Genomic DNA, 18,392 nt, shown 5'->3' with positions numbered 1-18,392 from the left:
ACATTATCCCGATATTGAGGTCACCATGCCACGAAAACCACTTCTTGAAGACGATCAAATCATTCGCAGCAGCGTTAAAGCGATGCAGGGGATACCTGGCACCAAAATCGAATTTATGCTCCAGAAAATCGGCGGTCCTTTTGCCGGAGCCTTCCGTCTGTCCGGCCCCTGGGGTGAGCGCTACTACTATCTGAAGGTCGTCCCCAAGCTGACCCCGGTCCTGGCCGACCTGGTGGTCCACCAACTCAAGACGACTCCGGCTCCGCAGAACGCCTTTCCCCTGTTGGTCAGCCACTATATCGCTCCGAAAATCGCCGCGAACTTGAAAGCCAAAGGGATCGAATATGCCGACTGTGCAGGCAACCTGTTTTTGAACCAGATGCCTTTGTACATCCATATCGGCGGACAGAAACACGCACCCAAGGCGCCGGGAGCCGATCGCCTGTTCCGGTCGGCCGGGCTCAAACTGGTTTATCTTCTGCTGCGCAACCGCCGCTCGGTAACCGCCACTTACCGGATGCTGGCCGACGACGCCGGGATCGCCCTGGGCGCCATAGGCAGCCTGTTCGGCGAGCTGGAAAAGCGCGGAAACCTGGCCCTGGCTGAAAACGGCGAGCGCTTTCTCGATCATATTGAGGAACTGCTGCACCGCTGGCAGCTCGGCTACCTGGAGACCTTGCGTCCCAAGCTGCTGCTGCAACGTTGTCGACAGAGTCCAGGCTTTTCCATCAGCCTGATCGCTGAACAGCTGAAACAGTTAAAGGGAGGAGACCAAATCCTGATCGGGGGCGAACTGGGAGCCTCGCTGCTGACCAGCGGCTTCAAACCGCAGAGTGCGGTGCTCTATCTGGCCCCGGACATCCAGTTAAAAACCATGTTGCAACTGCACCTGACGCCGGACCCGAACGGAGAGGTCACCCTGTTGCAGCCCTTTGGGCAACAATGCCACTGGAGCGGCTGGCAACCGGACGGACTGACTCTGGCCGACCCGCTGCTGACCTTTGCCGAACTCAAAGGCGGCGCTACGGATCAGGTTGCCGAAAAAATCTATCGGCAATATCTGAGCCCACGCTTCGAGGGCTGATATGGACCGTTTGCAAGAGCTGCTGCAGCGTATCGACGGGAAAGGCTACCCGCACTACAAACAGTTGACGGGCAGTTACGATTTCCGGTCTTTCCGGCTGATCATCGATCATGTTCAGGGCGACCCGTTTGCCCAACCGTCGCGGATCAGCATCCGCCTGCGCAGTGATCAGCATGGCATCCCCGGCCATTTTCATGACAGCAGGATCAGGCAGACCGCGGTCGAGGACTGGCTGGCCCGCGCTACCCATTCCGCCATTGGCCGGCTGGTCAAAGGCCAGCGTGGCACCGGGCTGAGCGGCACTCTGGCCATTGCGGTTAACGGGCAGAAAGTGCTGCGCCGCAACGCACTGCTGATCGACCCGGAGATGCTGGAAGCCCGTCTGCTGTTCGCCCTGCCGGCAGCGGGGCGGAGGATTCTCGCAGCGGAAGCGGCGGAGATGTTTTTTAAGGAGCTGCCGGCAGTGGTGCAAAGCGGCCTGTGCTGGCAAAAGAGAGATCTGCGGCCGTTACAGCAGCATATCGAACAGGTTGAAGATCAGGACGCCCTGCGCAACCAACTGACGGCACGGAAGGCGGTGGCCTTTATTGCCGATGGGGCAATTCTGCCGCGCCGCAGCGGGATCGACGACCGCCCGCTGGCCCGGGCGGTAAAGTTCCAGTCGCCGCCCGAACTCCGCCAGACCCTGACCCTGCCACGCCAGGGAGCGGTCAGCGGCATGCTGATCCCGGCCGGGGTCACGGTGATTGTCGGCGGCGGGTTCCACGGCAAATCCACCTTGCTGCAAGCCCTTGAGCACGGGGTCTACAACCATCGCCCCGGCGATGGCCGGGAACGGGTTGCAACCCTGGAATCTGCCGTCAAGATTCGCGCCGAAGACCACCGGTCCATTGAACAGGTGGACATCAGCCCGTTTATCAACAACCTTCCGGGAGCCCGGCAGACCAACTGTTTTTCCACCGACAATGCCAGCGGCAGCACTTCACAAGCGGCCAATATCGTTGAAGCCCTGGAGTGCGGCTGTCAATGCCTGCTCATCGACGAAGACACCTCCGCAACCAATTTTATGCTCCGCGACCAGCGGATGCAGCAGCTGGTGCCGGCGGCTCAGGAACCGATCACTCCCTTCCTGTTCCGGGTGCGGGAGTTACATCGACAGCATGGAATTTCCACGATCATTGTGACCGGTGGCTGCGGCGATTACCTGGCGGTCGCGGACCGGGTCCTGATGCTCGCGGAGTACCGCGTCAGTGATGTGACGGGCAAAGCCCGGATGTTGGTCAACCAGGATGAGCTTCCGACTCTTCATAACCAGCCGTTTTGCACCGGTCCACTGCGGCGGATCAAGCTGGCAACTGCGCCGTTGCCACGCCAAAACCGCTGCAAGATTCAGGTGCGCGAACAGCGGCTGCTCGAATATGGCCGGCGGCGCATCGATCTGAGCCTGGTCGAACAGCTCATCGATGCCGGTCAGACCGAGGCCATCGGTCATTTACTGGCCTGGTGCCACAGTAATCAGCCGGACCAGCCAGCCGGCCTGGTGGCAACCCTCAGGCAGGCCCTGGCCGTCGTTGACCGGCAGGGCCTGGATAGCGTCCTGCCCTGGAAAGCCGGACACCTGGCCATGCCACGGCTCTACGAACTGGTTGCGGCGGCCAATCGCCTGCGCCAGGACCCGACAATTGGTTGAAATTTACAAAAAAACCGAATCAAGACTTGTCCTCAATATGTGAAACTGTTAAACAAATAGGCGAAATTATTTCATCTGTCAGATTCCTCGCCACGAACTTGCAGCAAGATTTGGATTGAAAATCATGCCCGTTGTTCCAGGGATTCTCAAGATACTCGACAAAACCGGCTTTCGCCTGCTGATTCTTGCCGTTCTGGTCGGAATCGTCGCCGGAACCGGCGCCCTTGCCTTTTATTTTGCCACCAACGGCGTCGAACATCTGATGCTCGGCCAGCTCGGGAACATCCATCCCCCCCTTGAAGGCCGCCCGGAAAGTTCCTTTACCCAATTCATCAACCAGCTCAGCATGCCGTTCCGCTGGTGCCTGTTCCTGATCCCCGCCCTGGGTGGAATCATTTCCGGCTGGCTGGTCTACACCTACGCACCGGAAGCCGAAGGGCACGGCACCGACGGCGCCATTGAAGCGTTTCATCGTAAAGGGGGAACCATCCGCGGCCGGGTTCCCATTATCAAGACCGTGGCCTCCATCGTCACTATCGGGACCGGTGGTTCCGCCGGGCGTGAGGGGCCCATCGCCCAGATCGGCGCCGGTTTCGGCTCCTTTGTCGCGACCAAACTCGGGCTCTCGGTCCGGGATCGGCGGATCCTGCTGATCGCCGGGATGGCCGGCGGTATCGGGGCGACCTTCCGCTCCCCTTTAGGCGGAGCCCTGTTTGCAGTTGAGGTCCTCTATCGCGACCCGGAATTCGAACATGAAGGACTGATTCCGTCCATTATTTCCTCGATTATCGCCTATTCCCTGTTCGGTGCGGTCACCGGCTGGAAGCCGTTGCTGACGACCCCGGCCTTCCGTTTTGAAAAACCGGGCGAGCTCCTGCTCTATCTGGCTCTGGGAGTTGTCTGCGCACTCTGCGGGGTTGTTTACGTCAAAACCTTCTACGGCATCCGCGATGGCTTCCGCCGGCTGCCGGTCCCGAACTGGATCAAGCCTGCCATCGGCGGGCTGGGTCTCGGCATCCTGGCCATGTTCGTGCCCCAGGTTCTCGGCTCCGGCTACGGCTGGGTTCAGGCAGCCCTGTACGGCAAAGTCGCCCTCTGGGTCATGCTGGTCATCGCGCTGGCAAAGATCCTCGCCACCAGCCTGACCATCTCTTCCGGCGGCTCCGGCGGCGTCTTCGCGCCCAGCCTGGTCATCGGCGCCATGCTCGGCGGGACCTTCGGCGCCACCGCAGAAATCCTCTTCCCGGCCCTGACCCAGGACCCGCGCGCTTACGTCTTGGTCGGCATGGCCGGGTTTTTCGCCGGGGTTGCCAATGCCCCGGTGGCAACCCTGATCATGGTCAGCGAGCTGACCGGCAACTACAGCCTGCTCGCCCCGTTGATGCTGGTCTGCGTCGTGGCCATGCTGGTCATGCGGAAGAACACCATCTATGAAAAGCAGGTCGCCAACCGCTTTGAATCACCAGCCCACCTGGGTGATTTCGTCATCGACATCCTGGAGGGGATTAAAGTCGGGGACCTGGCCAAAAAAGGGCGTAAAGCAACCCAGATTCCGGAAAGCATGCCCCTGCCCGAAATACTCAACCGGATCGCCACGGCCAAGACGGCTTACTACCCGGTGATCGATGACAACGGGCTGATGACCGGTATCTTCTCCATCAACGATATCCGCCGCATTCTCAATGAGGACATTCCGCCGACCTTGGTCATTGCCAGCGACATTGCTACCCGTAGCGTTATTTCGGCCACCCCCGATGAATACCTGACCAGTGTCATGAAAAAACTGACCGACCGTAACCTGGACGAGATCCCGGTGGTTGACCAGAATGTTCCGCAAAAGGTTTTATTCATGCTCTCCCGCCGCACCCTGCTGGCCCATTATGCGGAACAGATGGAAAAGACCAAGGAGGTCTACAAGGAATAAATGGCGTCTCCAGCCCATCTGCTTGCCGTTGATCTCGGTCTGCATACCGGCCTGGCGCTGTTCAGTGCCGAGCCGCAACTGCTCTGGTACCGTTCCCACCACCTGCCCAACCCGCAAAAATTAAAAAAAATGATTGCCTCCTTGTTGCGCCAGAGCCCGCAACCGGCCTATATCTACATTGAGGGGGGCGGACAATTGGCCGATCTTTGGAGCAAAGAAGCGGCCCGCCTCGCCATTCCCATCAAACAGATTCAAGCGGAGCAATGGCGCCGGCAGTTGTTTTTTGATCGTCAGCATGCTAACGGCCCCCTCGCCAAAAGGGAAGCAGACGGCCTGGCCCGCCAGGTCATTGACCGCCTCGGCATCAAACAACCGACCGGTCTGCGACACGATACCGCCGAAGCCATCCTGATCGGCCTGTATGGACTGCTGGAGCTCAACTGGCTGGCGGCCTGGCCGCCTCAGCCGGGAAGACCGTCGGATCAGCACGACAGCTGACTTGCGCAGGAGGAAACCATGCCAGAGTATGATTTTATTATCATCGGTGGAGGAATTATCGGTCTGGCTACGGCCCGGCAGTTGCAAAAGGAATTTCACGGCGCAAAAATCGCCATTCTTGAAAAAGAAGCTCTGCTGGCACTGCATCAGACCGGCCATAACAGCGGGGTTGTTCATGCCGGGGTCTACTATGCCCCAGGGAGCCTCAAAGCCCGCTTCTGCCGGGAAGGAAACCGGGATACCAAAGAGTTTTGCCGCGAACACGGCATTCCCTGCAAAGAGATCGGTAAGCTCCTGGTGGCCACTGATGACCGCGAACTGGAGCGCATGCAACAGCTACTGGAGCGCTGCCGCCTCAACGGAATCGAAACCGAAGTCCTCGACCGCCATCAGCTTCAGGAGTTGGAACCGAATGTGAGCGGGGTCGGCGCAACCTGGGTCCCTGCGACCGGGATTGTCGATTTCAGGAAAATCGCCGCCAAGCTCGCCGAACTGGTGATCGCCGCCGGCGGAGAGATCCATACCAACTGCCTGGTCACTGCCATAACCGAACAGGCCGGCGTCTCCCTGACCACCAGCCTCGGCCGCTTCAGCGGCCGCTTACTGATCGGCTGCGGCGGACTTTTCTCCGATCGCCTGGTGCGCATGCTCGGCCGGGAACCGGGCTTCAAGATTGTCCCTTTCCGGGGCGAATACTTTCAGCTGCCGGTTGCCAAACGCTCTATCGTGTCCCGGCCGATCTATCCGATCCCCAACCCGGAACTCCCTTTTCTGGGCATTCACCTGACCCCGATGATTGACGGGTCCCTCACGGTCGGCCCGAATGCAACCCTGGCCCTGGCTCGCGAAGGTTACCGCCGCTGGACATTCAACTTGCGCGATCTGGCCGAGATGGCCACCTACCCCGGGCTGTACCGACTGATCATGAAATATCCCCTGGCCACCCTGACCGAACTGAAAAATTCCCTCTATCGCCCCGGCTATCTGAAACTGGTCACCCGCTACTGCCCAGCCCTTCGGCTTACCGATCTCTGCCCTTATCCGGCCGGTGTTCGGGCTCAGGCCGTCAAAGCCGACGGCACCACCCTGGACGATTTCCTGTTTGTCGAAGGCTCTGCCAGCTTGATCGTCGGCAATGCGCCCTCCCCGGCTGCCACCTCAGCCATGCCTATCGCCCGGCATATCTGTGAGCAGGTCAAAAAGCTCCACAAAATTAAATAACATAAATGAATATTGACAAATAACTATTTCCATTCTATGCTGCCTCTTGCATGCTGGGGTTTGTTCCGGCCGCATTTTGAAAAGGTCCTTTATCGAACCTTTTCAACTCTCTGTAAAAGGAGTCAGTTATGCCTATCTCAGTGAATAGTAACCTCTCGGCCCTGGACGCCTTGGCCAACAAGCAGAACGTTACCGCCAACAACATTGCCAACAGCGCCAGCAAAGAATTCAAAAAATCGACTGCCGAACTGGAAGCGGGCCCGAACGGCTCCGTGACCTCCAGGGTCCAACCGGTCTCAACCCCGGGCACCATGCTGATCAATGAAGATGGTTCGGTTCAGGAAATGTCCAATGTCGATCTGGGTGAAGAACTGACCGATATGATCGGCACTAAACAGGCTTACCAAGCCAACCTGAAAGCCTTTAAAACCAGCGACGGCATGGAAAAAAGCGTTCTTGACCTGATCGGTTGAGTGTCCACGGGCTTCATTCCGACAATTCAGAAAAGAGGCTTCCGCAACACTACGGAGGCCTCTTTTATTTTTTCAAAATAATTAGATAGTTGCCATCCGGAAACTCCGCAGGGCAACGGCTAAGTTTTCAGATTGGAAACGAGAAATTTTTCGTTGTGGCAAGGAAATCAAGGGGTTGCGCGGAGGCGTAGTCCTTTACGCCGCACAAGAAAACCCGCAGATTGACACCGCCACAGCGGAAAAGGGCCGTTGCCGGATGAAAACTAGATAATGTTCCACGGAACGCCCATAACAGCGAGGTATTTTTCCTTTTTTTTCTGTTCATCCGCCCATCCCAGCATTGTTTAAGACTGAATTTAGCAAAAGTCGCTTTTCAAGCAAAAATATTAATCTTGACTAATTTCCATAAGAAACGTAACCTTACAGGAATCTAACATTTACCCTAACTAACTATGCTTTGCCCCTTGAAGGAGTTTGGTTGAATGAAAAACCTGAAAATCGGTATCAAAATCTGGTTGCTGGTCATCATCATTTCCCTGTTTGCCTGTATCAGTATCATCAGCGGCCGCAAAGCGCTTAATATTGTTAAAGACGAAGCGCTGATCCAAGTTGATCAGGTCATGAGCCAGGGCTATAAAGACCAGATCAAATCACTGATCGACAGCACCGCTTTGGCCATGGGTGCGGCTATTGAAGGCGAGACTGACCAGGACGTCATTCTTGCCAAACTCAGGCAGCTGAACAACCCGATTCGTTTTTTGGACAACAAGTCCGGCTATTTTTTCATTTATGACCATAACGGCGTCTGCATGTCCCTCCCGCCGAAGCAGGAATTACAGGGAAAAAGCCTGATCGACATGAAAGATCAGAACGGGCTGTATCTGGTCAAAGAGTTGCTCAAGGCCGCCCAAAACGGCGGCGGTTTTGTCAGCTATGTCTGGCCGAAACCGCCCAGCAACGATCTCAAAAATAAGCTCAGCTATGCCCGGCTGATTCCGGGGACCAATTTCATGATCGGCACCGGTATCTATACCGACGATATCGATACTCAAAAGGCGACCCTGGTCACCTTGATGAACCAGAAAATCAAGCCGGTGCTGTTCTGGAGCGGGGCCATCCTGATTCTTTTCTTTGTCATCCTGGTGCTGCCGATGGTCATCGTCCTGATTCGCCAGCTGGTCAAGCCACTGCAACAGCTGCAACTGATCGCCCATGATCTTCAGCAGGGCAAACTGGCCCAACGCCTGCAGTGGGACAGCAAGGACGAAATCGGTGAGCTATCCAATTCCCTGAACTCCATGGCCGAGCACCTCAACGGCTATGCCGAGCAGACCAAAAAGATCGCCGACGGTGACCTGACCGCCGAGATCATCCCGGCTTCAAATGAAGATATTCTCGGTAATGCGTTGCTGCAGATGACCACCGAACTGCGCGAACTGGTGCAGCAGATCCAAACGGCGAGCGACCAGATCACCTCCGGCAGTCAGCAGGTTGCCGACTCCAGCCAGATGCTCTCCCAGGGAGCCACCCAAGCGGCTGCCGCCGTTGAAGAGATCAGCAGTTCCATGAACGAAATCGGTTCCCAGACCCAACAAAGTGCCGACAATGCCAACCAGGCCAATAAGCTGTCCACCATCGCCAAACAATCGGCGGAAACCGGCAGTCGTAAAATGACCGGCATGATTGCCGCCATGAGTGATATCAACAGCTCGGCCCAGGATATCAGCAAAATCATCAAGGTCATCGACGAGATCGCCTTTCAGACCAACCTGCTGGCCCTCAATGCCGCGGTCGAAGCGGCCCGGGCCGGGCAGCACGGCAAAGGCTTTGCCGTGGTCGCCGAAGAAGTGCGTAATCTGGCCGCCCGCAGTGCCAAAGCAGCCGAGGAAACCACCCAGATGATCGAAAGTTCGGTGGAAAAATCAAAGAACGGTACCCAGATTGCCGAAGAAACTTCTTCGGCCCTCGCCGAAATCGTCACCAACATCTCCAAGGTCAGCGACCTGGTGGAAGAGATCGCCGCAGCGACCACGGAACAGGCTCAGGGAATCAGCCAGATCAACCAGGGCTTAAGCCAGATCGACCAGAGCATTCAGCAGAACACCGCATCGGCGGAAGAGAGCGCGGCCACCAGTGAAGAGCTTTCGAGCCAGGCCAATTACTTACGGGAGATGCTCTATCGTTTCAAGATCGATGAGGGTGGTCAAAAGCGCATAGGCTAACCAGAAAAGAAGCAAAATAGCTCCAAATCAAAAGGCGTCCCGAAATCTTTCGTGGCCGCCTTTTGATTCACAAATCTCCCCAGAGTCTACTTTGACCAGTGTAGCAATGAATGGATCATTTCTTCGGCGCATCAATGGACAGGCCAAGAATCCGGCTGATCTCGGCCAGCCCCCAACCCGTCTCTTGTCCCCAGTGATTATAGGCCTGCTGAACTTTCCGGATAGCCGCTTGACTGGTCGGCGGCTTGTCAATGATACCGGCCTCAATCAGGGCATAAACGCCATCCCGCGAAAGAACAAAGCCGTCCTTGCCGACAAACCTCAGAAAGTACTGAGCGGTCATTCCACCAAGGCGAGCTCCATGCTTCCCAAGATAAGCGAGCAAACCGATATAATCTTCACTCGGCCACTCGGCGACAAGCCTGGCGAAACTCCCGTATTTCTTGCGGACTTCGCTGATCATGACCGCATTTTGCGGGACCGTCAGGATTTTTTGCCGATTACGCACAATCCGCGTATCAGCACAGAGAGCATCCTCGTCATCCGGGGACATAAAGGCACAACGACCAATATCGAAACCCCAGAAAGCCTCCTCAAAACCGGGCCACTTCTTATCAATCACTTTCCAGGCGAACCCTGCTTTGAAAATTGCTTTCGTCATTTCAGCCAGGTAACGATCATCACCAAGCATCGCCAGTTGCTGCGGGCTTTTGATGTTATCCGGCAACAATGCACGCAAAGCCTCTTCGCCCCCTTTACGCTCGGCAGCTCTTTGATAGATCCGTTGAAAACGTTGCATCGAAGGCTCCTGGAATCTGAATCTGAAGATGGGAGTGTGACCGACCTCATCGCCGCCAAGTCTTTTCAATATACAACATTTTTGAGCCGGGTGAATCCGCCCTGAATTATCGAAGACTCCAAGTTTTACGAGGAGGGGGGATTTTTAAAATCATCCACCATCCTGGCCCCTGAAAAGGGCGTGGGGCGGTTTGAGTCAAACGAAAACTATCTCAGCCAGCCCTGCTCAAAGTTTGTCTCATCGTGGGGATCTCCAAAAACGCGACCTCAACTCTCTGAAATTACGTCACTCAAAATGCTCATTTTATATTCAAAAACCCTGGGGCATGGGTTATAAATCACAAGGTTCAGGCACTTGGCACTTGGCACTTGGCACTTGGCACTTGGCACTTGGCACTTGGCACTTGGCACTTGGCACTTCAGAAGTTTATTCTCTGTTCAACTTATAGTATTCATGAGGATCTGACCACTTTTATGACAGGTCCTTTTTATCTGGAGCAACAAATCCGATGCTCGTAAAAATAATCATTATCTTTGCAGGAATCTTGATCCTCAACAGGTTAGGCCTTCATCTGGCCGTGTCACTTCTGGCTGGCTCCATATCTCTGGGAATATGGACGGGAATGACACCAATGGAGTTATTGACCTGTCTGTATGAGAGCACAATCAACTATCAAACACTGAGTCTTGCTTTGATTGTATGGCTGATCATGGCGATGAGCGTCATCATGGAAAAAAGCGGACACATGAAGAGGCTCGTCAGCAGTTTCACCAGCCTGACCAAGGACGCCAGAGTCGTAGGCACAGTTATGTCAGCGCTCATCGGCCTTTTGCCCATGCCGGGAGGTGCGCTCTTCTCAGCACCGCTGGTGGGTGAAGCCCTCTCCAGAGTCAATGCAAGCCCTGAACATAAAACGGCCCTGAATTACTGGTTCAGGCATATATGGGAATACTGGTGGCCGCTGTATCCAGGCGTTATCCTGGCCATAGCCTTGCTCAATACCCAGACATGGCGTTACATGATGTTCGCGGCCCCATTGACTCTGCTTTCGGTCGCGGCAGGCTACTTATTTATCATTAGGCCGATGGGAACGACAGGCGCCAACGCTGAGAGCCGGATTTCATGGCAAGGAATCAAGGAATTTATCTATGAAATGATGCCGATCACCATCATCATTTCATCCATCTTCATCATAACCGGGCTGTCCGCGATACTAACCCTGATCAAGCCGGATATCAGCATCCCATCCCTTGTTTCCGTCATTGTCGGAATTTCAGGAGCAATAGTCTGGGTCTGCCGCTCAAACAGGATTGCGCCATCAGGCCTTCTTGCTGCAACCCTCGGCAAGTCAAACCTGACAATGATTTTTCTCATCATATCCATAATGCTTTTCAAGGGCGTGATGACAGACTCGGGAGCGGTTCAGGGCATTAGAGACGAGCTTATGACCTACGGGATACCGCCAATTCTCCTCATCCTGATCATGCCCTTCTTTTCCGGTTTTATCCTGGGAATCGCAGTTGGTTTTGTGGGAGCATCCTTTCCGCTTATTGTTCCGCTCATTCCGGCCCATGATACCTTCACCTATCTTTTGTACGCAGCGCTTGCATATACTTTCGGTTACATGGGAATGATGCTGTCGCCGGTCCACCTCTGTTTTCTTGTGACAAGGGATTATTTCAAGGCGGGGATAGGCAGCAGTTACGGCTATGTCGTTAAGACATCAATGACAGTTCTTCTCTCTGCCACCCTGCTGTTCTTTGTCGCAAATTTTCTACACGGATTTTTTATCAGCTGAGAATGAAGACAATAACTGTCGCAAGCTTATGGAATTCTGACGTTTGATAAGATCTGGAACCAGTCCCCTCCAAATGGAGACCGGAGTGAATGTGGCTGAAAAGCACTGCAATACGAGAACGGCCCACGAGGGTCATTGGTGTTCTATAGAGGGTCAATTCCTGGACAAATAAATCACCAACATCCCGGCCAGCATCGCCATAAAAGTATTCCGGGTTCGCCACACGACAAGTGCGGTAAGCCCTCCAGCCAATATCCCCCAGACTCCCTCGGAAACCAACCCGGGAATAATCAGCGAAAACAATAAGGCTCCAGGCAACGCATCCATCCCTTGACGGAAGCGACCAGTTTTCGGAAAACGTGACGCCAGCAGCAGCCCGCCGAAGCGAAGGGAATAGGTTGCAACTGCGGCCAGACCAACCGCCACCAGGACCTGTAAATCAATGGCTGACGTCATGGGCGTTCTCCTTTTCGACTCCAGCTTCAACCGGAGCTTTCACCATGGCCGCAATCGCTCCCCCCAACCCTCCGATGACGATATACCATTTGCCCGGCAGAAAATGATATGACAGCAGCGCCATTCCGCCAGAAACGAGCCACGGAACAATGTCCGCTTTCCCTCGCCAAAGACTAACAGCCAAGGCTGTAAAGACCGCAGGGAACGCAAAATCAAGGGCATACTTTTCCGGGGCACTGATTAAACCGCCGCTGAGCAAACCCGCAACACTCCCAAAGCTCCAAGAGAGATAAAGAAACACGCCGCCGCCGAACAGAAACCAGGAGGTCGCGCGGCCGTAACGCTGCTCCCGCATGGTTACCGCCCAGTTCTCATCGGCCACCAGATGCATCATACACGCTTTGTGCAACATACTTTTCCCGGTAAAAAGCGGCTCCAGAGAAGCACCGATCAGCAAATAACGCAAGTTGATAACCAGCGCGGTGAGCGCCATTGCGATAATCGGCAAATGCTCCGACCACATATCAACCATGACAAACTGGGCAGCGCCGGCAAAAACGGTCGAGTTCATGAACATCAGGTCCACCCAGCTCAGCCCCTTTTGGGATGCGAGCACCCCGAAGACACTTCCGTAAGCCATGGCACTGGCCGCAACCGGTCCGTTGGCTCGCACCCCTCTGAAGAATTCAGATGTCATAATTCGTATCCCATTCGTCAAGGCAGATTATTCTCGGGGGAAGATAGCAGCTGACGCAAATCGATGACAGTTGCAAATGTGATGTTATCTGGCAGGTACAGATTTGACTCGCTTATGCCACCACAAGGCCACACATCAATCAGGAAAACTTTTGTCTCAACACTCTTTGCCAAATACCCCAGGTTCTAGAAAGACATTCTGCCGTTTTTTGTTATCAGCATGATTGGTGTGAGATACCCTCTGGGCCAGCAGAGATTGTTTGGCCCGGCTTTCTATGTAAAAGAAAAATTTTAGTAAGAGAATCAAGAAGAAAAGAAATGGCCAAAGGAATTAAAAAACACGACTTCTTGTCAGCAGTCTAAAGCGAAAATATTTAAAATAGACAAATTAAATCTACTCCTAGTAAAGAATTGGATTGAAACTTGGGGAAAAGTCATATCTCTCCAATCTATTTAATTTCCTATGGATCCCCTTGAGCTTCATTTCAACTATTGTACACTGAAAAGATATTATCCGTTTTTTCAGTGATTGCGTTTTGTTTTTTGTAAAATCAAAGGAGGTTAATTGAATGTCCGGAACCCTGGAACACCAAGACACGTCCGCAAAAATCTTCTTTGCTGCAACCATTTTCTGGTTCGCAATCTTCACCGGCTTCGGTTTCATTCTCGCCATCAAATTCTTCCAGCCGACCTTCCTCGGCAGTACGGAGGTTCTGACCTTCGGCCGCATCCGACCGGCGCATATCAACGGTGTCCTGTTCGGCTTCCTTTCTTCGGGTCTTTTGGGCGCGATGTTCTACATCTTGCCACGCCTGTGCAAAACTGAACTGCGCCTGTCGAGGCTGGCGAGCCTCGCTGCCATAGTCTGGAATATCAGTGTCCTGATCGGTATCGCCATGATCCTCTCTGGAAACACCCAGGGGCGAGAGTATGCCGAAATGCCCTGGTTCATAGATGTTCTGGTGGTCCTTGCGCTGCTGATTTTCGCTGTCGTGACCTTCTCCACCCTCCGCTGTCGCCAGGAGAAAAAGCTTTACGTCAGTCTCTGGTACTACGCCGGCACCATGCTCTGGTTCCCGGTGGTCTATGTCATCGGCAACGTCATGTGGAAGATTCCTGAAGGCGCGCTCAACGGCACCACGGACGCGATCTTCAACTGGTATTACGGCCACAATGTCCTGGGGCTTTGGTTCACCACCCTGGGGATCCCGGCCTGGTACTACCTGGTTCCGAAACTGACCCGCCGGCCGCTCTACTCGCATTTGCTGTCAATCATCGCCTTCTTCTCCATCGCCTTTTTCTACACCGGGGTCGGTGGCCATCACCTGCTGCAGGCGCCGATCCCGGAATGGCTGAAGACCATCGCGGTCATTATGAGCCTGCTGATGCTGGTGCCGGTGGTCACCTTCGCTACCAACATCATGCTTACCTGCCGCGGTCATGTGCGGGTGGCGATCGACAACCTGCCGCTACGCTGGGCACTGACCGGATTTCTCTTTTACGTACTGGCCTCGGTGCAGGGCTCTTTCCAGGCACTGCGCAGCACCAACGCTTTCACTCACTTCTCCCAGTGGCCAGTTGGACATGCCCACCTGGCGTTGCTCGGCGGCTTCGGCTTCCTGGTGGTCGGGTTGGCCTACTGGCTGGTCCCCAAGATGCTCAGCTGTAAGATCTACTCCACCCGCCTGATGAGTCTGTCCTGGTGGCTGGCGACAATCGGTTTCAGTGTTTTCTTCCTCGCCATGACCATCGCCGGGCTGGTCGCCAACTCCTCCTGGTGGGTCCATGTCGATCTGGTGGCGACTCTGCCGATGCTCCGTCCGCACTTCATCATCCGCGCAATCGGCGGCGGTATGGTGGTGCTCGGTGCCTGGGTCTACGCATTCAATCTGCTGTGCACCTTTCTGCACTTAGGCGCGGCAAAGGCGCAAACCGAACAACCGGATGAAATCATCCAAACCCCGCAGCGCAAACACCCGGTGCAGCTCGCTCCGGAAAAGATCAACCTGACCGTGGTTATCGTCGGCGGCATGGTGCTGTTCGTGGTCATGACCTTCATGGTGGTCGGCATGCCCTACATGTACGCCGCCATGGAGCCGAGTGCGACGGCCCATCCGTACTCTCAACGCCAGACTGCCGGTCACGAGCTGTTCAAGAATCTTGGTTGTTTTTACTGTCACAGCCAGTTCACCCGCCCCCAGGACTGGGCTGGCGGGGAGGTCTCTCAGCGCGGCGATTATTTCTATGACACCCCACATCTGCTCGGGACTGAACGGACCGGGCCCAATCTGGCCAAAATAGGTGGCAAACGCCCCACCCAATGGCACAAACGTCACCATACCGATCCCCGCTCGGTCTCGCCGACCTCGATCATGCCCCCCTTCGCTTTCCTCAGCGAGGAGGAGTTAGGACAGCTGGCCGACTATCTGCAACATTTAGGGACCGAAGATCTGGAGCTGCATTCCTTCCAGCCGCAGCCGCCACCGGAGTTACGGGACAAGATGAACCCTTACATGAAGCCGATGATGATGGCGGCCAAGGGTTATGATCCCCAGCAGCAGACCTATTCAGGAAATCCGGCCATCGGGCAAAAGTGGGCCACAGTCTTCGAACAGGGAAAAACCCTCTATGCTCAGAAATGTCTCCCCTGCCACGGCGGCTCGGGAAATGGGCGAGGAGTCTACGCCCGCATGCTGGTGACCCGCCCGGCCAACCTGCATGAACGAATCACCAATTATCCATCTCCGGATGCGCCTTTTCATTTCTGGAGAATCTGGGCCGGGGTTCCGGGGACCGGCATGCCCGCCTGGGGGCAGCAGTTGGATGATGATCAGATCTGGCACCTGTCAACCTACGAAATGGCCTTAGCCAATGGCACCCCACGGACGGTTTCGGATGATATCTCCGATCAGGCGGCGATCGCCTTTGCCAACCAGCGCAATGAGGATCAGGCCGATATCAAAGGAACTCAGGAAGAATACCGTCACGGAGCCAAGCTGTTTGCCGCCTACTGCCGTCAGTGTCATGGGTCCAAGGGGATGGGCAACGGCGATGCCTCGTCCACAGCTGGCGGCTACGTCAAACCGGAACCGGCCAATTTCCATGAGACCGGAGATGACTTCCGGATGAATGGCCAGTATCTCTATAAGATCAGGGAAGGGGTCCCCACCACCAATATGCCTCCTTGGAAAGAGGCCCTGAGCGATGAGGAAATAGCCCACCTGACCTACTTCATCCAGTCCTTCGCTGCCCCCAAGGACTGGCAGGAAAAATGGCGCCCACTCTATGCTGACGCCTATGCGATGACTATTGAATCTGGCGGCAAGACCGCTGAGCCACTGGTCAGCCCAAAAAGCGAGGAGGAGTGAACCATGACGGCAACCACTGCGCAAACCCTGCTGACCCTGTTTATTCTGCTGGTCTTCCTCGGCTTTCTCATCTGGGCCCTGAAGACCGGCCAGTTCAAAAATATCGAGTCCCCAAAACATGACATGCTCGATGAGCAAGATGATGAGTCCGCCCCACCAAGGAGGAAAGTACCATGAATGATGGCATCCTAACCCTGATGATTATCGCCTGTGGTTTTATCGCGACCCTGCTCAGCCTCTATTCCGGCGCCACCTATCCGAACGAACGGGTCGACAACGAGAACGAGGAGTATGCCGGGACCATAAAGGAAGCCCGAGGACCAGTCTCCATTTTCCTCTGGTGCTGCTATATCACTATTACCGTCTGGTCCATCATATATCTGGTCCAGCATGCTCAGGAATTTAAAGTGTTGATGCCCTGAGCGAGGGCAACCCCTGGAATAACCCAAGACAATCTGTTGGAGAGCCGGAATGGAACGTGAAAATCATTACGCGCCAGCAACGCAGCGGCCCTCGACCAGCCGCGAAATGCACCGAGTAATCTCCCTGGTTGAAAAACTTGAAGCGCCAACTGGTATAACCAGCGAGTCTATGCCTGCCAGGACAAAAATCCGAAAACCATTCTCGAACACAGTCGGGATGAAAAAAAGAACCCGCGGCCATGCTTCTGAAATGGATCCGCCGCCAGGTTTCCGGATTTGAGATGAAGCTCAAAGATGAGCTGTTCACAGACAAATACTTAAACACAACTCGCTTCAACACAGGAGTTCCCTGCATTATCAGGAGATAAAATGTTTTTCAAAAAAATACACTCTGAGGGGTTGGCACAACTCTCCTATATCGTCGGCGACGCCAATAGTGCCTTCGTCGTCGATCCCCGTCGTGACTGTGAAATTTATCGGGAGATTGCTGACCGTGAAGGAGTACAAATTACCCATATTTTCGAAACTCATCGCAATGAGGATTTCGTTATCGGGTCCTGTGACTTGGCCGCAATGACCGGTGCCACTATTTACCATGGTGGCCGGTTGGATTTCCACTATGGTGAAATCACTCGTGAAGGCGATCAGTTCGAATTTGGCGCCATCCAGGTCCGCGTGCTCGAGACCCCCGGGCATACTGATGAGAGCATATCCCTGGTTTTGGCCGACACCGATTTCAGCCGGGAGCCCCTCGCGGTCTTTACCGGAGATGCCCTGTTTATAGGTGATGTCGGACGTACAGACTTCTTTCCAGAGCGGGCGGAAGAGGTTGCCGGTCTGCTTTACGACAGCCTGTTCGACAAGTTGCTTCCCCTTGGCGATGGTGTGCTTATCTATCCCGCTCATGGGGCCGGCTCGGTCTGTGGATCAGGGATGGCGACACGGGAATTTTCCAGCCTCGGATTTGAGCGACGATTCAACCCAGCCTTGCAGGTGCAAAACAAACAAGAATTCATTCAGAAAAAAGTGGCCGAGGCTCACTACACGCCTCCCTACTTCAAACAGATGGAGAAGTTTAACCTAAAAGGCCAGCCTCCACTTGCCAGACTCCCAAGGCCAAGACCGTTGAGTCCAAAACAAATGTCCGCGGAAATCGAAAAGGGCCTTTTGCTGCTCGATACCCGTAGTCCTGAAGCTTATTCCGGAGCCAGCATTCCCGGCAGCCTGGCCATTCCCTTGGAAATGATTCCAGCCTACGCCGGCTGGTTCCTCGAGCCTGATCAGCCAATCGGTTTGGTCGTTCAGCAAGTATCCGATGTCGCGCGGGCAGTCCGATACCTGGTGCGCGTGGGATATGAGAATGTCCTCGGTTTTCTTGATGAGGGACTGCACGCCTGGGAAATCAGTGGCAAATCATATCAAAACATCCCCTCTCTCTATGCCGGAGACCTAAAGAAAAGGTTGGCGCAGGATCATCCCCCAACTCTTCTCGACGTAAGGAAACAGTCGGAAGTTGACCAGGGGCATTTGCCGGGCAGCCTGCATATCTTCCTGGGAGAGCTTCCAACCAAACAGGACCAGATTCCCAAAGACCGGCCGGTTGTGACCTTCTGCGGCAGTGGCCAGCGTGCCATCATTGCCGCATCAATCCTCATGCGGCAAGGGTTCACCGAGGTTGAAAACTGCCTTGGCTCCATGGCTGCCTGCAAGGTACTCGGCTGCCGGATTGTTTCTTAACTGA

The 18,392-nt window shown here is 54.9% G+C and carries 17 protein-coding genes; 13 read left to right on the top strand and 4 right to left on the bottom strand.

Going from position 1 to position 18,392, the window contains the following annotated elements; genetic code table 11:
* The first annotated feature begins 25 nt into the window (after nucleotides 1-25).
* The 6 genes from N909_RS0112995 (at nucleotide 26) to N909_RS0112970 (ending at nucleotide 6,890) form a co-directional block, all read left to right on the top strand.
* A complete protein-coding gene (locus N909_RS0112995) occupies nucleotides 26-1,084 on the top strand; it encodes a type IV toxin-antitoxin system AbiEi family antitoxin (RefSeq protein ID WP_029915773.1) in 1,059 nt (352 codons plus the stop codon).
* Nucleotide 1,085: 1 nt separating this feature from the next.
* Nucleotides 1,086-2,774, top strand: a complete 1,689-nt coding sequence (locus tag N909_RS0112990; protein WP_029915771.1) for an ABC-ATPase domain-containing protein — start codon at nucleotides 1,086-1,088, stop codon at nucleotides 2,772-2,774.
* Nucleotides 2,775-2,898: 124 nt separating this feature from the next.
* Entirely contained in the window at nucleotides 2,899-4,698 is a 1,800-nt protein-coding gene (locus N909_RS0112985; protein WP_029915768.1) for a chloride channel protein, read from the top strand.
* On the top strand, nucleotides 4,699-5,196 hold the full coding sequence (locus tag N909_RS0112980) for a hypothetical protein (RefSeq protein ID WP_036683154.1): 498 nt from the start codon (nucleotides 4,699-4,701) through the stop codon (nucleotides 5,194-5,196).
* Between the two features lie 18 nt (nucleotides 5,197-5,214).
* Nucleotides 5,215-6,417, top strand: a complete 1,203-nt coding sequence (gene lhgO / locus N909_RS0112975; protein ID WP_029915763.1) for an L-2-hydroxyglutarate oxidase — start codon at nucleotides 5,215-5,217, stop codon at nucleotides 6,415-6,417.
* Nucleotides 6,418-6,545: 128 nt separating this feature from the next.
* The gene (locus N909_RS0112970; RefSeq protein ID WP_029915761.1) at nucleotides 6,546-6,890 is read left to right on the top strand and encodes a flagellar basal body rod protein FlgC; all 345 of its coding nucleotides are present in this window, start codon (nucleotides 6,546-6,548) and stop codon (nucleotides 6,888-6,890) included.
* A 127-nt stretch (nucleotides 6,891-7,017) separates the two neighbouring features.
* Here N909_RS0112970 and N909_RS25735 read toward each other — a convergent pair whose 3' ends face one another.
* Nucleotides 7,018-7,215 (bottom strand): hypothetical protein, encoded by a 198-nt coding sequence (locus N909_RS25735; protein WP_155005936.1) that lies wholly within the window; start codon nucleotides 7,213-7,215, stop codon nucleotides 7,018-7,020.
* 157 nt (nucleotides 7,216-7,372) lie between these two features.
* On the opposite strand from N909_RS25735, the gene N909_RS24665 reads away from it, so the two are divergent.
* Nucleotides 7,373-9,112 carry a methyl-accepting chemotaxis protein gene (locus N909_RS24665; protein WP_051689742.1) on the top strand — a complete coding sequence of 580 codons (1,740 nt, stop codon included), beginning with the start codon at nucleotides 7,373-7,375 and terminating at the stop codon, nucleotides 9,110-9,112.
* A gap of 115 nt (nucleotides 9,113-9,227) precedes the next feature.
* Here N909_RS24665 and N909_RS0112960 read toward each other — a convergent pair whose 3' ends face one another.
* Nucleotides 9,228-9,911, bottom strand: a complete 684-nt coding sequence (locus N909_RS0112960) for a DNA-3-methyladenine glycosylase I (protein WP_029915757.1) — start codon at nucleotides 9,909-9,911, stop codon at nucleotides 9,228-9,230.
* A 508-nt stretch (nucleotides 9,912-10,419) separates the two neighbouring features.
* On the opposite strand from N909_RS0112960, the gene N909_RS0112955 reads away from it, so the two are divergent.
* Complete coding sequence (locus tag N909_RS0112955) at nucleotides 10,420-11,709, top strand: DUF401 family protein (RefSeq protein WP_029915754.1); 1,290 nt, start codon at nucleotides 10,420-10,422, stop codon at nucleotides 11,707-11,709.
* Nucleotides 11,710-11,862: 153 nt separating this feature from the next.
* Here N909_RS0112955 and N909_RS0112950 read toward each other — a convergent pair whose 3' ends face one another.
* Nucleotides 11,863-12,165, bottom strand: coding sequence for an AzlD family protein (locus N909_RS0112950; protein ID WP_029915753.1), 303 nt, complete (start codon nucleotides 12,163-12,165; stop codon nucleotides 11,863-11,865).
* Complete coding sequence (locus N909_RS0112945; RefSeq protein WP_036683151.1) at nucleotides 12,149-12,862, bottom strand: AzlC family ABC transporter permease; 714 nt, start codon at nucleotides 12,860-12,862, stop codon at nucleotides 12,149-12,151. Before N909_RS0112945 ends, N909_RS0112950 begins: the two co-directional genes overlap by 17 nt.
* Nucleotides 12,863-13,430: 568 nt before the next feature.
* Here N909_RS0112945 and N909_RS24660 point away from each other — a divergent pair.
* The 5 genes from N909_RS24660 (at nucleotide 13,431) to N909_RS0112920 (ending at nucleotide 18,388) form a co-directional block, all read left to right on the top strand.
* Nucleotides 13,431-16,229, top strand: a complete 2,799-nt coding sequence (locus N909_RS24660) for a cbb3-type cytochrome c oxidase subunit I (RefSeq protein ID WP_029915749.1) — start codon at nucleotides 13,431-13,433, stop codon at nucleotides 16,227-16,229.
* Nucleotides 16,230-16,232: 3 nt separating this feature from the next.
* Nucleotides 16,233-16,406 (top strand): cbb3-type cytochrome oxidase assembly protein, encoded by a 174-nt coding sequence (locus tag N909_RS25320; RefSeq protein WP_084167698.1) that lies wholly within the window; start codon nucleotides 16,233-16,235, stop codon nucleotides 16,404-16,406.
* Nucleotides 16,403-16,651 carry a hypothetical protein gene (locus N909_RS0112930; RefSeq protein ID WP_029915747.1) on the top strand — a complete coding sequence of 83 codons (249 nt, stop codon included), beginning with the start codon at nucleotides 16,403-16,405 and terminating at the stop codon, nucleotides 16,649-16,651. Before N909_RS25320 ends, N909_RS0112930 begins: the two co-directional genes overlap by 4 nt.
* A 49-nt stretch (nucleotides 16,652-16,700) precedes the next feature.
* Nucleotides 16,701-16,931, top strand: a complete 231-nt coding sequence (locus N909_RS25315) for a hypothetical protein (protein WP_211253950.1) — start codon at nucleotides 16,701-16,703, stop codon at nucleotides 16,929-16,931.
* An 89-nt stretch (nucleotides 16,932-17,020) separates the two neighbouring features.
* Nucleotides 17,021-18,388, top strand: coding sequence for an MBL fold metallo-hydrolase (locus tag N909_RS0112920; RefSeq protein ID WP_029915745.1), 1,368 nt, complete (start codon nucleotides 17,021-17,023; stop codon nucleotides 18,386-18,388).
* Nucleotides 18,389-18,392 lie beyond the last annotated feature (4 nt).

This window comes from Pelobacter seleniigenes DSM 18267, assembly GCF_000711225.1.
GTDB lineage: Bacteria > Desulfobacterota > Desulfuromonadia > Desulfuromonadales > Geopsychrobacteraceae > Seleniibacterium > Seleniibacterium seleniigenes.
Note: the sequence above shows the minus strand (reverse complement) of the source record. Positions and strands in the feature narration are given on the sequence as shown.

What these genes read in the sequence shown, in the direction of transcription:
- lhgO (WP_029915763.1), top strand. Translation starts at nt 5,215, where the DNA reads ATGCCAGAGTATGATTTTATTATCATCGGTGGAGGAATTATCGGTCTG.
- N909_RS0112970 (WP_029915761.1), top strand. Translation starts at nt 6,546, where the DNA reads ATGCCTATCTCAGTGAATAGTAACCTCTCGGCCCTGGACGCCTTGGCC.
- N909_RS0112920 (WP_029915745.1), top strand. Translation starts at nt 17,021, where the DNA reads ATGTTTTTCAAAAAAATACACTCTGAGGGGTTGGCACAACTCTCCTAT.
- N909_RS0112930 (WP_029915747.1), top strand. Translation starts at nt 16,403, where the DNA reads ATGAATGATGGCATCCTAACCCTGATGATTATCGCCTGTGGTTTTATC.
- N909_RS0112960 (WP_029915757.1), bottom strand. Translation starts at nt 9,911, where the DNA reads ATGCAACGTTTTCAACGGATCTATCAAAGAGCTGCCGAGCGTAAAGGG.
- N909_RS0112985 (WP_029915768.1), top strand. Translation starts at nt 2,899, where the DNA reads ATGCCCGTTGTTCCAGGGATTCTCAAGATACTCGACAAAACCGGCTTT.
- N909_RS0112990 (WP_029915771.1), top strand. Translation starts at nt 1,086, where the DNA reads ATGGACCGTTTGCAAGAGCTGCTGCAGCGTATCGACGGGAAAGGCTAC.
- N909_RS0112995 (WP_029915773.1), top strand. Translation starts at nt 26, where the DNA reads ATGCCACGAAAACCACTTCTTGAAGACGATCAAATCATTCGCAGCAGC.
- N909_RS0112945 (WP_036683151.1), bottom strand. Translation starts at nt 12,862, where the DNA reads ATGACATCTGAATTCTTCAGAGGGGTGCGAGCCAACGGACCGGTTGCG.
- N909_RS24665 (WP_051689742.1), top strand. Translation starts at nt 7,373, where the DNA reads ATGAAAAACCTGAAAATCGGTATCAAAATCTGGTTGCTGGTCATCATC.
- N909_RS24660 (WP_029915749.1), top strand. Translation starts at nt 13,431, where the DNA reads ATGTCCGGAACCCTGGAACACCAAGACACGTCCGCAAAAATCTTCTTT.
- N909_RS0112980 (WP_036683154.1), top strand. Translation starts at nt 4,699, where the DNA reads ATGGCGTCTCCAGCCCATCTGCTTGCCGTTGATCTCGGTCTGCATACC.
- N909_RS25320 (WP_084167698.1), top strand. Translation starts at nt 16,233, where the DNA reads ATGACGGCAACCACTGCGCAAACCCTGCTGACCCTGTTTATTCTGCTG.
- N909_RS0112950 (WP_029915753.1), bottom strand. Translation starts at nt 12,165, where the DNA reads ATGACGTCAGCCATTGATTTACAGGTCCTGGTGGCGGTTGGTCTGGCC.
- N909_RS25735 (WP_155005936.1), bottom strand. Translation starts at nt 7,215, where the DNA reads ATGAACAGAAAAAAAAGGAAAAATACCTCGCTGTTATGGGCGTTCCGT.
- N909_RS25315 (WP_211253950.1), top strand. Translation starts at nt 16,701, where the DNA reads ATGGAACGTGAAAATCATTACGCGCCAGCAACGCAGCGGCCCTCGACC.
- N909_RS0112955 (WP_029915754.1), top strand. Translation starts at nt 10,420, where the DNA reads ATGCTCGTAAAAATAATCATTATCTTTGCAGGAATCTTGATCCTCAAC.